General features: G+C 57.6%; 13 protein-coding genes. 9 read left to right on the forward strand and 4 right to left on the reverse strand.

Annotation, left to right across the window (positions count from 1 at the left end; translation table 11 throughout):
- Window positions 1-90: 90 nt before the first annotated feature.
- Together HF650_RS23665 and metB are read right to left on the reverse strand one after the other, a co-directional pair.
- Window positions 91-2,523: a bifunctional aspartate kinase/homoserine dehydrogenase II gene (locus HF650_RS23665; RefSeq protein ID WP_187800601.1), complete on the reverse strand. Its 2,433-nt coding sequence runs from the start codon at window positions 2,521-2,523 to the stop codon at window positions 91-93.
- A gap of 2 nt (window positions 2,524-2,525) precedes the next feature.
- The gene (metB, locus tag HF650_RS23670) at window positions 2,526-3,686 is read right to left on the reverse strand and encodes a cystathionine gamma-synthase (RefSeq protein ID WP_187800602.1); all 1,161 of its coding nucleotides are present in this window, start codon (window positions 3,684-3,686) and stop codon (window positions 2,526-2,528) included.
- A 262-nt stretch (window positions 3,687-3,948) separates the two neighbouring features.
- Here metB and metJ point away from each other — a divergent pair, with 262 nt between their 5' ends.
- Complete coding sequence (gene metJ / locus HF650_RS23675; protein WP_023479337.1) at window positions 3,949-4,266, forward strand: met regulon transcriptional regulator MetJ; 318 nt, start codon at window positions 3,949-3,951, stop codon at window positions 4,264-4,266.
- 307 nt (window positions 4,267-4,573) lie between these two features.
- Here the strand turns inward: metJ and rpmE are convergent, their stop codons facing one another.
- Window positions 4,574-4,786: a 50S ribosomal protein L31 gene (gene rpmE / locus HF650_RS23680; protein ID WP_023479344.1), complete on the reverse strand. Its 213-nt coding sequence runs from the start codon at window positions 4,784-4,786 to the stop codon at window positions 4,574-4,576.
- 206 nt (window positions 4,787-4,992) lie between these two features.
- Here rpmE and priA point away from each other — a divergent pair, with 206 nt between their 5' ends.
- The 7 genes from priA to rraA all read left to right on the forward strand — a co-directional run bounded on the left by priA (window position 4,993) and on the right by rraA (window position 12,956).
- Window positions 4,993-7,185 (forward strand): primosomal protein N', encoded by a 2,193-nt coding sequence (gene priA, locus HF650_RS23685; RefSeq protein ID WP_187800603.1) that lies wholly within the window; start codon window positions 4,993-4,995, stop codon window positions 7,183-7,185.
- A 123-nt stretch (window positions 7,186-7,308) separates the two neighbouring features.
- Complete coding sequence (cytR, locus tag HF650_RS23690) at window positions 7,309-8,334, forward strand: DNA-binding transcriptional regulator CytR (protein WP_187800604.1); 1,026 nt, start codon at window positions 7,309-7,311, stop codon at window positions 8,332-8,334.
- Between the two features lie 95 nt (window positions 8,335-8,429).
- On the forward strand, window positions 8,430-9,416 hold the full coding sequence (gene ftsN / locus HF650_RS23695) for a cell division protein FtsN (RefSeq protein WP_187800605.1): 987 nt from the start codon (window positions 8,430-8,432) through the stop codon (window positions 9,414-9,416).
- A gap of 91 nt (window positions 9,417-9,507) precedes the next feature.
- Window positions 9,508-10,038: an ATP-dependent protease subunit HslV gene (gene hslV, locus HF650_RS23700; protein ID WP_023479345.1), complete on the forward strand. Its 531-nt coding sequence runs from the start codon at window positions 9,508-9,510 to the stop codon at window positions 10,036-10,038.
- Between the two features lie 9 nt (window positions 10,039-10,047).
- Window positions 10,048-11,382, forward strand: a complete 1,335-nt coding sequence (gene hslU / locus HF650_RS23705) for an HslU--HslV peptidase ATPase subunit (RefSeq protein WP_187800606.1) — start codon at window positions 10,048-10,050, stop codon at window positions 11,380-11,382.
- Between the two features lie 66 nt (window positions 11,383-11,448).
- Window positions 11,449-12,378 carry a 1,4-dihydroxy-2-naphthoate polyprenyltransferase gene (menA, locus tag HF650_RS23710; RefSeq protein ID WP_187800607.1) on the forward strand — a complete coding sequence of 310 codons (930 nt, stop codon included), beginning with the start codon at window positions 11,449-11,451 and terminating at the stop codon, window positions 12,376-12,378.
- 92 nt (window positions 12,379-12,470) lie between these two features.
- Entirely contained in the window at window positions 12,471-12,956 is a 486-nt protein-coding gene (gene rraA, locus HF650_RS23715) for a ribonuclease E activity regulator RraA (RefSeq protein WP_187800608.1), read from the forward strand.
- Window positions 12,957-13,037: 81 nt separating this feature from the next.
- Here rraA and zapB read toward each other — a convergent pair whose 3' ends face one another.
- Complete coding sequence (gene zapB, locus HF650_RS23720) at window positions 13,038-13,283, reverse strand: septal ring assembly protein ZapB (RefSeq protein WP_023479321.1); 246 nt, start codon at window positions 13,281-13,283, stop codon at window positions 13,038-13,040.
- Between the two features lie 492 nt (window positions 13,284-13,775).
- Here zapB and HF650_RS23725 point away from each other — a divergent pair, with 492 nt between their 5' ends.
- Entirely contained in the window at window positions 13,776-14,627 is an 852-nt protein-coding gene (locus HF650_RS23725; RefSeq protein ID WP_023479322.1) for an MIP/aquaporin family protein, read from the forward strand.
- Window positions 14,628-14,633 lie beyond the last annotated feature (6 nt).

A 14,633-nucleotide genomic window follows, 5' to 3' on the forward strand; every position in this document is an offset into this window, starting at 1 on the left:
TGTGTGTGAGGAGTTTTCAGCGAAGATGAAAAAGATTCATGAGGCGGGGAAAGCTCCCCTCCCGGTGCGGGAGAGGAGTTGAAGCGAAGGCTACAGCAGCTGTGCGAGACGGTTAATATCGGACTGAATAGCGCCCGCGGTAACATCGCGGCCTGCGCCCGGCCCGCGGATCACCATCGGGTTATCGCGATACCAGCGGCTCTCGATGGCAAAGACGTTATCGCACGGCAGCAGCGCGGCCAGCGGATGCTCCGGACGCACCGCTTCAACGCCAACGCGCGCTTTGCCATTGGCATCGAAACGGGCGACGTAACGCAGCACCAGCCCCAGCTCGCGGGCAGCTTCAAGACGCTGGAGCATCTGCTCATTTAACGCCTCGCCATTCTCAAAGAAGTGATCGACAGACTCCGCTTCGCAGCCCGGCGGCACCAGCGACTCGACGCGCACCTGATCCGGCTCGATGTCATACCCCGCTTCGCGGGCAAGGATCACCAGCTTGCGCATCACATCTTTACCGGAGAGATCGACGCGCGGGTCCGGCTCGGTCAGCCCCTGCTGCCACGCCTGATCCACCAGCTCGGTGAAAGGCACGCTGCCATCAAACTGCAGGAACAGCCAGGAGAGAGTACCGGAGAAGATACCGCTGATCGCCAGAATCGAATCGCCGCTGTCGCGCAGATCGCGCACGGTGTGGTTTACCGGCAGACCCGCACCAACGGTGGCGTTATAGAGCCAGTGGCGGCCAGTTTTTTCAAAAGCGTCATGGATCTGGCGGAAGCGATCGCTTTTGCTCGCGCCCGCCAGCTTGTTAGCGCTGATCACGTGGAAACCGTGGCTGGCGAAATCGAGATACTGCTCCGCAAGCTGCTCGCTGGCGGTGACATCCAGCACCACTAAATCATCATAGGGATGGGCACGCATCCACAGGAACAGCGACTCCTCATCCTGCTCTACAGCTTCATCATTGAAGAAGGCGAGCGCGCGGCTGGCATCCAACCCGTCGTAGCTCAGCAGGCTGCGGCGGCTATCAACCACGCCTGCCAGCACAAACTCAAATCCGGTGCGCGCCGAGAGCGCACTCTGCTCGCGGGAGAAGAGCTCAAGCCAGCGCGAGCCGATATTACCTTTGCCGAACAGCACCAGGCCAATGCGTTTTTCCGCGCGGAACAGCGACTGGTGTAGGCCCTGGATCAGGCTCTCGGTTGGGCCGCCGCGTAGCACCGCCACCAGGCTGATTCCTTCATCCGACTGCCAGATAAACTCGACCGGCTGCCCTTTTAACTGCTGCCAGAAGCGGTGGCTGTGCAGCGGATTGCGACATACGCCTGCGCCGACCATCGCCACCAGCGCCAGACCCTGGCGCAGACGCAGCTCGCCCGGCAGACCGGCTTCATCAAGCAGTTTAAAGACGCTGTCGACCACTTCGGAGGTGTAGCAAAGTTGCAGCAGATTGCGGTCAGCGTGAACACCGACTGCTAGCGGACGCACCTGCGCGCGTTTAAGAATAATGTCGATCTCTCTGTGCGCCAGCTTGAAATCCTGGCCTGACGGCACGAGGAACTCAATCAGGCAGACATCATCATGGCTAGTCACAATGCGCGCTCCGGTACCGGAAGCGAGCACGCGCTCAATGCGCGTTGAACCCTGCTCGGGGTTGTAGCTGCAACGCAATTGCAGATCGATATTGCTGCCGGAAACCGGCTGTAGCGTGCGGGCATGGAGTACCGGCGCGGCCAGGCGCGCCAGCTCGCTTGCTTCATCCAGACGCAACAGCGGCAGCAGACAGGCATCTTTCACTTTGCGCGGATCGGCGCTGTAGACCCCGGCAACGTCGCTCCAGATGGTCACGCGCGAAACATCGCCCAGTGCGCCGATCTGCGTTGCCGAGTAGTCGGAACCGTTACGGCCCAGCAGCACGGTTTCGCCCGCGTCGTTGCGGCTGATAAAGCCGGTCACCACAATTCGTTTACCCGGATGCTGCGCCAGCTGCTGCTGGAGTAAAGGGTAAGAGGCGCCTTCATTGACCTGCGGCTGCGCGCTACGCTCGGCGCGCAGGAAGTCGCGGGCATCAAGCCAGGTGGCATCAAGTTCCTGCTGGTTCAGCACGGCTGCCATCAAGCGCGCGGACCAGATTTCACCGTGACCCACGACTTCGGCATAAACGGCATCGGTAATGCCGCTGTCGAGCAGTACGGCGAGATGTTCCAGGTCGTGAATAAAGGCGCTGGTCAGGCCATCGGCGACATCGGCAGGCAACAGGCCGTTAATTAATTCGAGCTGATAGCGGCGCAGTGATTGCTGCACCTGATGCGCAGAGAGGCGATCGGTCTGGCTCAGTTTAAGCCAACTGATCAACTGGTTGGTGGTGCTGCCAGCGGCCGAGACCACCATCATGTCGCCCGGCTGCGAGTACTCCGCCATGATCCCTGCTACGCGCAGATAACACTTCACATCCGCCAGACTACTGCCACCAAATTTGTGCAGCTGACGAGCCTTCGTCCCTGCCTGCGCAATCACACTCATGTTTACCCCTCAGCGGCGATCCGGAAGCCATTTTCCAGATCGGCAATCAAATCTTCACTATCTTCAATACCGGTAGAGATGCGCAGCAGCGTCTCACCAATCCCGGCGGCGGCGCGTGCTTCCGGTGCCATGCCCGCGTGGGTCATGGTCGCGGCGTGGGAGATTAAACTCTCAACCCCGCCTAACGATTCCGCCAGCGTGAACAGCGTCAACCCGCTCAGGAAACGACGCAGCGTCTGCTCATCGCCATCCAGTTCAAAACTCAACATCGCACCAAAACCCTTTTGCTGACGCGCCGCAATCTCATGGCCCTGATTATCAGGCAGAGAGGGGTGGTACAGCTTTTTCACCAGCGGCTGGGTCTGCAAAAAGTCGACAATCGCCTGCGCATTGCGCTGCGCCACTTCCATGCGTGGCGACAGGGTGCGCAGCCCGCGCAGCAGCAAATAGCTGTCGAAGGCGCTGCCGGTGACGCCAATATTATTCGCCCACCATGCCAGTTCGGTGACGGTTGCCTCATCCCTTGCAATCACCACGCCAGCTACCACGTCGGAGTGGCCGTTGAGGTATTTGGTACAGGAGTGCTGCACCAGATCCGCCCCCAGCGCCAGCGGGTTTTGCAACGCAGGGCTCAGGAAGGTGTTATCCACCACGCTCACCGCACCGGCTTCCCGCGCAAGCCCACAGATTTTCGCAATATCTACGACGCGCAACAATGGGTTACTGGGAGTTTCTACCAGCACCAGCTTCGGTTTTTCCGCCAGCGCCGCTTTCAGCGCCTGCTCATCGCCCTGATCGACAAATTTCACGCGGTAGCAGCCGCGCTTCGCCAGGCTATCAAACAGACGATAGCTGCCACCGTAACAGTCGTGCGGTGCCACCAGCAGATCGCCAGGCTTGAGGAAAACCGTGGTCACCAGATGAATTGCCGACATGCCGGTATTGGTCATCACCGCGCCCGCACCGCCCTCCAGCTCCGCCAGCGCGCGCTGCACCACATCACGCGTAGGATTACCGCGACGCGAGTAGTCATGGGCGCGAGGTTCGTTAAAACCGGTGAAGTTATAGGTACTGGAGAGGTGAATCGGGGGGACAACGCAACCGTACTGCTCGTCATCGTTCAATCCGCTACGCACTGCGATGGTGGCCTGTTTACGCGTCATGGTGGAGGCTTCCTGGCTTAATGGATGAAAAGTCAGGTCACAGAGTAAACACTGGAATAATGGACGTCAATACATCTGGACATCTAAACTTCTTTGCGTATAGATTGAGCAATCGCATAATAGCCGTTAAAATTATATGCTTTCGTACGATATTGCAGAGCGATACACGGTGTCACCCCGATGACTCTACGGTAAACTACGCGCAATTACGGCCCGGCGCGACCGGGTATAGATCAATGACTGAGAGGATTAAAGGTATCTCATGGCTGAATGGAGCGGCGAATATATCAGCCCATACGCTGAGCACGGCAAGAAGAGTGAGCAAGTAAAAAAAATTACGGTGTCCATTCCTCTTAAGGTGTTGAAAATCCTCACCGATGAACGTACCCGTCGTCAGGTGAATAACCTGCGCCACGCCACCAACAGCGAACTGCTGTGCGAGGCGTTTTTACATGCGTTCACCGGGCAGCCTTTGCCGAATGATGAAGACCTGCGCAAAGAGCGCAGCGATGAGATCCCGGAAGAGGCGAAAGTGATTATGCGTGAAATGGGTATCGACCCGGATACGTGGGAATACTGATCGCAATAAAAAGGGCGGAAATCACATTCCGCCCTTTTTAATTTATCGCACCTGCTTATCAGAAACGCGTCACTTCCGGATGCACTTCTGCCAGTGAGAGCAGGTAAGACATAAATACGTTTTTCATTGCTGTCAGCATACAAATGATCCTTTAACGCTCAAGTAGTGTGAGGAGATGTATGCCGACAGAATATGCCTGTTTTTTGACCAGAGCAATATTTTTGTGAGGCTCATCACAAAAACATTACCCCTGAGGCAAACCGCAGAGACAAAAAAAGCGCCTTTCGGCGCTTTTTTCTTTGGCAACTTACTTGCTGCCCGGGATGCTGAAGCGTTTGTTGAAACGGTCAACACGGCCACCAGTTGCAACATCACGCTGCTTACCGGTGAAGAACGGGTGGCATTTACCACACACGTCCAGGTTCAGATCGTGACCCAGAGTAGAGTGGGTTTCGATCACGTTACCGCAAGAACAGGTTGCAGTAATCGCTACGTAATTCGGGTGAATACCTTTTTTCATGGGAAACCTCAGTTTAAGGCCGCGTCGCTCTTCCAGCCCTAACGCCAGACACCACGCGAGTTGATATGTAAGTGAATCTTCGACGCCGCAATGAGCATCAAAGGCGGCGAATCATACAGAAATTAACCAGCGTATGCAAACTGATCCGCTCGACCGTCTTAACAATGTGTATACTAACCCGCCACTTTTCAAGCCAGGATGATGAAATGCCCGTCGCCCACGTTGCGCTCTCTGTACCGCTGCCCCGCACTTTCGATTACCTGCTGCCGGAGGGAACTCCCGCCAGCGCCGGTTTTCGCGTGCGCGTGCCGTTTGGTAATCAGACCCGCGTCGGAATTGTGGTGGCGGTCAGCGACAAAAGCGAGCTGCCACTGGCGGAGCTGAAAAGCGTTGAAGAGGTGCTCGACAGCGAGCCCGCGTTTTCAATGCCCGTCTGGCGAATGCTGCTGTGGGCGGCCGACTATTATCATCACCCCATTGGCGATGTGTTATTCAACGCCCTGCCCGTGCTGCTGCGCCAGACCAAACCGGCCAGCGCCGAGTTTCAGGGCTACTGGTTCGCCACCGAACAGGGCCTGGCCACCGACATTAACCGCATCAAGTCGCCGAAACAGCAGCAGGCGTTATCAGCGCTGCGCAAAGGCAAAGTGTGGCAACATCAGTTAGCGGCGTTGGATCTGAAAAGCGTCACCCTGCAAGCGCTGCGCGCAAAAGGGCTGGTGGAGATGAACAGCGAAGCGCCGACGTTTACGGACTGGCGCAGCACCTTTGCCGTTAGCGGCGATCGCCTGCGGCTCAATACCGAACAGGCCACCGCCGTTGGCGCGATCCACAGCGCGGCGGATCGCTTCTCCGCCTGGTTACTGGCGGGCGTTACCGGCTCCGGCAAAACGGAAGTCTACCTGAGCGTGCTGGAAAATGTGCTCGAACAGGGCAAACAGGCGCTGGTGATGGTGCCGGAAATTGGCCTCACACCGCAAACCATCGCCCGTTTTCGCGAGCGGTTTAATGCCCCCGTTGAGGTGCTGCACTCTGGCCTTAACGACAGCGAACGCCTGACCACCTGGCAGAAAGCGAAAAGCGGTGAAGCAGCCATTGTGATTGGCACACGCTCCTCGCTTTTCACCCCCTTTAAAAATCTTGGCGTGATTGTTATTGATGAGGAGCACGACAGCTCCTATAAACAGCAGGAGGGGTGGCGCTACCATGCGCGCGATCTGGCTGTTTACCGCGCGCACAGTGAACAGATCCCAATAATCCTCGGCTCGGCGACGCCAGCGCTGGAGACGCTGCACAATGTGCGGGCGCGGAAATACCACATTCTGCGCCTGACCCGCCGCGCAGGTCATGCACGCCCGGCGATGCAGCACGTGCTGGATATGAAAGCCCAGCCGCTGCAGGCGGGGCTGGCACCGGCTTTAATTAACCGCCTGCGCCAGCATCTGCAAGCGGGTAACCAGGCGATCCTCTTTCTCAACCGGCGCGGCTTCGCTCCGGCGCTGCTCTGCCATGATTGCGGCTGGATCGCCGAGTGCGCGCGCTGCGATCACTACTACACCTTCCACCAGGCGCAGCAGCATCTGCGTTGCCACCACTGCGACAGCCAGCGCCCGGTGCCGCGCCAGTGTCCGTCGTGTGGCTCCACGCACCTGCTGCCTGTGGGGCTGGGTACCGAGCAGTTGGAGCAGGCGCTAGCCCCGCTCTTTCCCGGCGTACCGATTTCGCGCATCGACCGCGACACCACCAGCCGCAAGGGCGCGCTGGAGCAACATCTTGCTGAAGTACACCGCGGCGGCGCGCGCATTCTGATTGGCACCCAGATGCTCGCCAAAGGGCATCACTTTCCGGATGTCACGCTGGTGGCACTCCTCGATGTCGACGGCGCGCTCTTTTCCGCTGACTTCCGCGCCGCAGAGCGCTTTGCCCAGCTTTATACGCAGGTTTCAGGCCGCGCCGGACGCGCCGGCAAGCAGGGCGAAGTGGTGCTGCAAACGCACCATCCGGAACATCCGCTGCTGCAAACGCTGCTGCATAAAGGCTATGACACCTTTGCCGAGCAGGCGCTGGCCGAACGCCAGACGCTGCAACTGCCCCCGTGGACCAGCCATGTGCTGATCCGCGCCGAAGATCAGAACAACCAGCATGCCCCGCTCTTCCTGCAACAGCTGAAAAACCTGCTGCAGGCGAGCCCGCTGGCGGATAACCAGCTCTGGATCCTCGGGCCGGTTCCGGCGCTGGCGGCCAAGCGCGCCGGGCGCTACCGCTGGCAAATCCTGCTGCAGCACCCCTCCCGCATTCGCCTGCAACATATTGTGCATGGCGCGCTGGCGCTGATTAACACCCTGCCCGATGCGCGGCGGGTAAAATGGGTACTGGATGTCGACCCCATTGAAAGCTAATGCTGCGAGCCAGCGCGTAAAATTCAACATTCATCACATTTTTTGTGAAATTTCTGTAACCGGTGCCCTTAACTATCTGATAAAAATGAGTCGACGCCTGCCCGTGCATGCGAGGAGAACAAGGTGAAACCGAAAAATCAGGTTGCGGCAGCAACCATGAAAGACGTTGCCATGAAAGCCAAAGTTTCTACGGCAACCGTCTCTCGTGCATTAATGAACCCGGAAAAAGTGTCACAGGCGACCCGCAACCGGGTTGAGCAGGCGGCTATGGAAGTGGGCTACCTGCCGCAGTCGATGGGGCGCAATGTAAAGCGCAATGAGTCCCGTACCCTGCTGGTGATTGTGCCGGATATTTGCGATCCCTTCTTTAGTGAGATTATCCGCGGCATCGAAGTAACTGCCGCCGAGCATGGCTACCTGGTGCTGATTGGCGACTGTGCCCACCAAAACCAGCAGGAAAAGACCTTTATCGATCTGATCATCACCAAGCAAATTGATGGCATGCTGCTGCTCGGCTCACGCCTGCCATTTGACGCCAGCATTGAAGAGCAGCGCAATCTACCGCCAATGGTGATGGCCAACGAATTTGCGCCGGAGTTGGAGCTGCCGACGGTGCATATTGATAACCTGACCGCGGCCTTCAATGCCGTCACTTATCTGCAGGAGCAGGGGCACCAGCTGATTGGCTGCATCGCCGGCCCTGAAGAGATGCCGCTCTGTCACTACCGCTTACAGGGCTACGTGCAGGCGCTGCGCCGCGCCGGTGCGACGGTAGATAAAAACTATATTACCCGTGGCGATTTTACCTTCGAAGCCGGGGCGCAGGCGCTGGAGCAGCTTCTCAGCCTGCCGAAACCGCCGACGGCCCTCTTCTGCCACAGCGATGTGATGGCGCTTGGCGCGCTGTCGCAGGCGAAACGCCGGGGCCTGAAGGTGCCGGAGGATCTGTCGATTATCGGCTTTGATAACATCTCGCTGGCAGAGTATTGCGACCCGCCGCTCACCACCGTTGCGCAGCCGCGCTACGACATTGGGCGCGAAGCGATGCTGCTTCTGCTGGAGCAGTTGCAAGGCCACACGGTAAGCAGCGGCTCGCGACTATTAGATTGTGAATTAATCCTGCGTGGCTCAACGCGCGCGCTAACGTAAAGCCAGGGGCTTTCGGACGCCCTCTTCTGGTCAAAACCCCGTCGCTTAAGTAACATGGCGGGCTGTTAAACGAATATGAATACAGCGAAACGATAGTGGCACAACGAGATTATGTACGCCGCAGCCAGTCGACTCCTGCGCGGCGAAAGAAGAGCACCTCAAAGAAAAAGCAGCGCAGCGCGCCTGCGGTCTCTCCAGCAATGGTCGCGATAGCGGCCGCGGTGCTGGTCGCCTTTATCGGTGGTTTGTACTTTATTACGCATCATAAGAAAGAAGAGTCGGAATCCCTGCAGAACCAGAAAGTGACCGGTAACGGCCTGCCGCCGAAGCCGGAAGAGCGCTGGCGCTATATTAAAGAGCTGGAGAGCCGCCAGCCAGGCGTCCGGGCACCGACCGAGCCGACGGCCGGGGGCGAAGTGCAAAAACCGGAGCAGTTAACCGATGAGCAGCGCCAGCTGTTAGCCCAGATGCAGGCAGATATGCGCCAGATGCCGACGCAGCTTAACGAAGTGCCGTGGAACGAGCAGACGCCGGAGCAGCGCCAGCAAACCTTACAGCGTCAGCGCCAGGTTCAGCAGATGCAGCAACAGCAGCAATCCCAATGGTCGCAAAGCCAGCCGGTTCAGCAACCGCGTACGCAGCCGCGCACGGTGGAACAACAGCCTGCGCGCGCCGCCACGCCGCCGCGCCAGACACAGCAAGCGCAGCAGAAACCGGCCACTAATTCGCAGCCCTATCAGGATCTGCTGCAGACGCCGCCGCACAGCAACGCCGCGCAGCCGAAAACGCAGCAGGCCGCACCGGTAACGCGCGAAGCGGAAGCGGCGAAGGCGCAGCCGACGGAGAAAAAAGATGAGCGCCGCTGGCTGATCCAGTGCGGCTCATTCAAAGGCCAGGAGCAGGCGGAAACCGTCCGCGCGCAGCTGGCGTTTGAGGGCTTTGACTCACGCATCACCAGCAATAATGGCTGGAATCGCGTTGTGATGGGCCCGCTGAAAGGCAAAGAGAGCGCCGAAGCCACCCTCGGCAAGCTGAAACTGGCCGGCCACGCAAACTGCATTCGACTTTCCGCCGGGGGTTGAAACCCCCGAAATCCCCCCCATTTATAAATGCATTCTGCCCCGTACGCTGTGCGGGGCGCTGTATGTGCTTTTGTAACCAAGGGGTCTGCTCGTGACAACAATCGTAAGCGTACGCCGTAACGGCCATGTCGTTATCGCCGGTGATGGCCAGGCCACACTGGGCAACACCGTGATGAAGGGCAACGTTAAAAAAGTTCGCCGTCTCTATAACGACAAAGTCATTGCAGGCTTTGCGGGCGGCACAGCGGATGCCTTCACGCTGTTTGAGCTGTTTGAACGCAAACTGGAAATGCACCAGGGTCATCTGGTGAAAGCCGCCGTCGAGCTGGCAAAGGACTGGCGTACCGATCGCATGCTGCGCAAGCTGGAAGCGCTGTTAGCGGTCGCCGACGAAACCGCGTCGCTGATCATCACCGGTAACGGCGATGTGATTCAGCCGGAAAACGACCTGATTGCCATCGGCTCCGGCGGACCATACGCCCAGGCCGCAGCCCGCGCACTGCTGGAGAACACCGAGCTTGGCGCGCGCGACATTGCTGAGAAGGCGTTGGGGATCGCAGGCGATATCTGCATCTACACCAACCACTTCCATACCATCGAAGAATTACCCGCTCAAGCGTAAGGATCTCCCATGTCTGAAATGACCCCACGCGAAATCGTCAGCGAACTGAATAAACACATCATCGGCCAGGACGCGGCAAAGCGCTCTGTGGCGATTGCTCTGCGTAACCGCTGGCGCCGTATGCAGCTCGATGAAGAGCTGCGTCACGAAGTGACACCGAAAAATATTCTGATGATCGGCCCGACCGGCGTCGGTAAAACCGAAATCGCCCGTCGTCTGGCGAAGCTCGCCAACGCGCCGTTTATCAAAGTGGAAGCGACCAAGTTCACCGAAGTGGGCTATGTCGGGAAAGAGGTGGATTCGATTATCCGCGATCTGACCGATGCCGCCGTGAAAATGGTGCGCAGCCAGTCGATTGACAGAAACCGCTACCGCGCCGAAGAGATGGCGGAAGAGCGCATCCTCGATGTGCTGATCCCGCCGGCGAAAAACAACTGGGGCCAGCCGGAACAGTCCGCTGAACCCTCTGCGGCACGCCAATCTTTCCGTAAAAAACTGCGCGAAGGCCAGCTGGACGATAAAGAGATTGAGATCGATCTTGCCGCTGCGCCAATGGGCGTCGAAATCATGGCCCCTCCGGGCATGGAAGAGATGACCAACCAGCTGCAGTCCATGTTCCAGAACCTCGGCGGGCAGAAGCAGAAGCCGCGTAAGTTGAAAATCAAAGACGCGATGAAGCTGCTGATCGAAGAAGAAGCGGCGAAGCTGGTTAACCCGGAAGAGCTGAAAGAGGAAGCGATCGAAGCCGTTGAGCAGCACGGTATCGTCTTTATCGATGAGATCGACAAAATCTGTAAGCGCGGCGGTAACACCTCCGGCCCGGATGTCTCCCGCGAAGGCGTACAGCGCGACCTGCTGCCGCTGGTTGAGGGCTGCACCGTGTCGACCAAACATGGGATGGTGAAAACCGACCATATCCTGTTTATCGCTTCCGGCGCGTTCCAGGTGGCCAGCCCGTCCGATCTGATCCCGGAACTGCAGGGTCGTCTGCCAATCCGCGTTGAATTGCAGGCGCTGACCGCGGAAGACTTTGAGCGCATCCTCACCGAGCCGAACGCCTCCGTCACCGTGCAGTACAAAGCGCTGATGGCGACCGAAGGGGTAAATATCGAATTTACCGACGACGGCATCAAGCGTATCGCGCAGGCCGCATGGCAGGTGAACGAAAGCACCGAAAACATCGGTGCGCGCCGTTTGCATACCGTGCTGGAGCGTCTGATGGAGGATATCTCCTATGACGCCAGCGATCTGGGCGGCGAAACCATTACCATTGATGCAGACTATGTGAGTAAACATCTTGATGCTTTAGTGGCGGATGAAGATCTGAGCCGTTTTATCTTATAATCGCGGCCATACTCTTTTCATCACACTCGATGGGGGCTTATGCCCCCATTTTTATTGGCCGGACTTATGAACGATACGCACTCTCTGAGCCTTACCCAGGCATGGCTGGAAAGCCTGCGACCGAAAACATTGCCGCTGGCCTTTGCCGCTATTGTGGTGGGAACCGTGCTTGCCTGGTGGCAGGGCTACTTCGATCCGCTGGTCGCAGCACTGGCGCTAATCACCGCCGGTTTGCTGCAAATCCTCTCTAACCTCGCGAATGATTACGGCGATGCCATTAAAGGCAGCGATAAGCCGGATCGCATCGGGCCGCTGCGCGGAATGCAAAAGGGGGCCATCTCTCTTGGGCAGATGAAGCGCGCGCTGGTTGTCGTGATTGTGCTGAGCTGTGTTTCCGGGCTCGGGCTGGTTAGCGCAGCGACCCAGACAATGGCCGATTTTATCGGCTTCCTTGCACTTGGCGGACTGTCGATTATCGCTGCCATCACCTACACCGTTGGCAAGCGGCCATATGGTTATCAGGGGCTGGGCGATATTTCGGTGCTCACCTTCTTCGGCTGGATAAGCGTGATGGGAAGCTGGTATCTGCAGGCGCATACGCTGATTGCAGCGATCTTTCTGCCTGCGACTGCCTGCGGCTTGCTGGCGACAGCGGTGCTGAATATCAATAATCTGCGCGATATCGATAGCGATCGCGAGAACGGCAAACATACGCTGGTGGTGCGCTTAGGCCCGGTGAATGCCCGCCGTTATCACGCCGGTTTGCTGGCGGGCGCGCTGCTCTGCTTTGCGCTCTTCAACCTCATTTCGCTCCACAGCCTCTGGGGCTGGCTGTTTTTGCTTGCCGCACCGCTGCTGTTTAAGCAGGCGCGTTATGTGCTGCGCGAGGGCGATCCGCGCGCGATGCCGCCGATGCTCGAACGCACCGTGAAAGGTGCGTTGCTGACTAATCTCCTGTTTGTACTGGGGATTATTATGAGCAAGACGCTCGCCTGAGTGCCACAGAGCAATTAAAAATTGATGCTTTTGCCAACAGCGCGCGATGCGCGATATACTTACGGCTCTCGCAGCAACTGAACGTAAATCCTATGAAATACGATACTTCTGAGCTTTGTGACATCTACCAGGAAGAGGTCAACGTCGTCGAACCGCTGTTCTCCAACTTTGGCGGTCGCTCCTCTTTCGGCGGGCAAATCATCACGGTGAAATGTTTCGAGGATAACGGGTTGCTTTACGATCTGCTCGAACAGAATGGCCGTGGTCGCGTGCTGGTAGTTGACGGCGGCGGTTCTGTACGCCGGGCGTTGGTTGACGCCGATCTCGCGCGTCTGGCGGCGCACAACGAGTGGGAAGGGATGGTGGTCTACGGCGCGGTGCGCCAGGTGGACGATCTGGAAGAGCTGGATATCGGCATCCAGGCGATGGCCGCGATCCCGGTTGGCGCAGCGGGCGAAGGCATTGGCGAAAGCGACATTCGCGTCAACTTCGGCGGCGTCACCTTCTTCTCCGGCGACCATCTTTATGCCGATAACACCGGCATTATTCTCGCCGAAGATCCTCTCGATATCGAATAAACGAAAGGGCACCTGAGGGTGCCCTTTTTGTCGGTATCGGCACGTAGCCAACGCCGCTACGACACGAAAGATAAAGCGTAGTTACACTTCTTCCATGCGGCCCAGCAGCGCCTGAAGACGCTCCTGCCAGCCATGCTGCTGCTCGCGCAGCTGTTGGTTTTCGCGCTCCAGCTCTTCACGGCTCTGGTGTGCAGAGTGAACGTCCTGCGACAGGCTGTTGTTCTTCTCTTTCAGTTCTTCAATTTCCATCTGCAGCAGCGTGATAGTATCAATCGCCTGCTGTACTTTTGCTTCCAGTTTCTCAAACACTTCTAATGACATAGTCATACTTCTCCTGAGTGGCAAGGCGTTGATGGACTTACACTTCATTATTCGCCAGACAAATAGGTAACCCTCTGCCCGCTAAATTATGCGTGTCTTTAAGCGTCCTCGTCCCGCAGAGCGGCGACGCCTTAATACAATGAGCGGATTTCGCTTGTTACCGATTGTATGAATCGCGCCAGCCCCTGTCCAGCGTGGAGCGGCGCTGTTTGCGCTTTGCAACACTTTTCGTCCTCGTCCTGGTGCAATCCGCTTCGCTACCCCGTAATTGTTAATGCCCGGGTTACAAAAATGATTCAGCTCTCATTTCGTATTGGTGCAAAAACGCGCGCCACCGCTCGTAAACGCTCATTTTATTGACGCAGTACACACATTTTGAGTTCGATATTTCTCGTTTTTGCTCGTTAACGATAAATTAACACTATGTCTACACGACATCATGGGGATGCTGTTTACCTCATGCCTACAATAACCATTAAACTTCTGCAGGATCCGATTATGAGTCAGACACCAACCGTAAAAGGCCAGTGCATTGCCGAGTTTCTCGGTACCGGGTTGTTGATTTTCTTCGGCGTGGGATGTGTTGCAGCGTTAAAAGTGGCGGGTGCCACCTTTGGCCAGTGGGAGATCAGTATCATCTGGGGCTTAGGCGTGGCGATGGCCATCTACCTGACCGCAGGGGTTTCCGGCGCGCATCTTAATCCGGCTGTAACCATTGCACTTTGGCTCTTCGCGAGCTTTGACGGACGCAAAGTTGTTCCTTTTATTTTTTCTCAATTTGCCGGCGCGTTTTGCGCGGCTGCACTTGTTTACGGGCTTTACTACAATCTTTTCCTCGACTTCGAACAGACGCACAATATGGTACGCGGCAGCGTCGAAAGTCTTGATCTGGCTGGTATATTTTCAACCTACCCCAACCCGCACATCAATTTTGTGCAGGCCTTCGCTGTTGAGATGGTCATTACCGCTATTCTGATGGGCGTGATTATGGCGCTCGGCGATGATGGCAACGGCGTGCCGCGCGGCCCAATGGCTCCGCTGCTGATCGGTCTGCTGATCGCGGTCATCGGTGCCTCCATGGGACCGCTCACCGGCTTCGCCATGAACCCAGCGCGTGACCTTGGACCGAAGACCTTCGCCTGGCTCGCCGGCTGGGGTAATGTCGCCTTTACCGGCGGCAAAGATATTCCCTACTTCCTCGTGCCGCTGTTTGGGCCGATCGTAGGCGCGGCGCTTGGCGCGTTCAGCTATCGCAAACTGATCGCCCGCCATCTGCCGTCTGGAACCAGTGAGGCTGCAAAAGAGAAAGGCACCGCCTCCACCACGGCTCAACAAAAAGCTTCGCTGTAATGTGAC

Origin of the sequence: Kosakonia sp. SMBL-WEM22 (assembly GCF_014490785.1) — a bacterium.
GTDB lineage: Bacteria > Pseudomonadota > Gammaproteobacteria > Enterobacterales > Enterobacteriaceae > Kosakonia.